This window comes from Butyricicoccus sp. (assembly GCF_050872565.1).
Classification (GTDB): domain Bacteria; phylum Bacillota; class Clostridia; order Oscillospirales; family Butyricicoccaceae; genus Butyricicoccus_A.
In genome coordinates, this window is sequence record NZ_JBNMHC010000521.1 from 1 (window position 1) to 1,082 (window position 1,082).

Sequence of the window (1,082 nt, forward strand, 5' to 3'; positions counted from 1 at the left end):
AGCCAACGAAGACATTCCTGTTCTTCGTTGGCTTTTTTATTTGGATAAGATCGCTTGACAGCAATTCCCTCATATGGTACGGTATTTGTATACTTTGTCGAAAACGCTAAAGTTTTTCCCACTAGAAAGGTAGGTTTTGTACAATGAGACCAGAAACTATGTGTATTCAAGCAGGCTACGAGCCGAAAAATGGCAGCCCGCGTGCACTCCCGATTTATCAGTCCACAACCTTTACATTTGATTCCACGGAGCATGTCGGTGCGCTGTTTGATCTGACAGCAGATGATGCATTCTATACGCGTCTGGGAAACCCAACTATCGATTGCGTAGAAAAGAAAATCGCCGCACTGGAAGGCGGCGTTGGTGCGCTGTGCACCAGCTCCGGTCAGGCTGCTTCTATGCTTGCCGTCATGAACATTGCGCAGGCAGGCGACCATGTCATTGCCTCTTCTGCGATTTACGGCGGCACGTTTAATCTGCTCGGCGTCACGCTCAAGAAGTTTGGTGTGGACATCACCTTTGTCGATGGCGATGCTCCGCTGGAAGAATTGCAGAAAGAAATTCGACCGAATACCAAGGCTGTTTTCGGTGAGACCATTGCCAATCCGGCACTGCACGTGCTCGACATCGAAAAGTTTGCCGCTCTGGCACACAACAACGGCATTCCGCTCATCGTAGACAACACCTTTGCCACGCCGATTTTGTGCCGTCCGTTTGACTTCGGTGCAGATATTATCGTACATTCTACCACCAAGTACATGGACGGTCATGCGGTGCAGATGGGCGGTGTCATTGTCGACAGCGGCAAATTTGATTGGGGTGCTTCCAGCAAATTCCCGGGTCTGACGGAGCCTGACGAATCGTATCACGGTCTGCGCTACACAGAATCCTTCGGTGCTGCCGCTTATATCACCAAGGCGCGCGTACAGCTCATGCGCGACATGGGCACCTGTCAGACGCCAATGGGAGCCTTTTTGCTCGACCTCGGCTTACAGACTCTGCCGCTTCGTATTCGTCAGCACAGCAAAAACGCGCTGGAAGTTGCCCAGTTCTTAGAGCAGCAGCCGGATGTAGAATTTATC

At 51.1% G+C, this 1,082-nt stretch carries 1 protein-coding gene; it reads left to right on the forward strand.

The window, feature by feature from the left end:
• Positions 1-143 precede the first annotated feature (143 nt).
• Positions 144-1,082: O-acetylhomoserine aminocarboxypropyltransferase/cysteine synthase family protein (locus ACR0P9_RS13070; protein WP_432620834.1), on the forward strand; the 939-nt coding region annotated here is incomplete at its 3' end.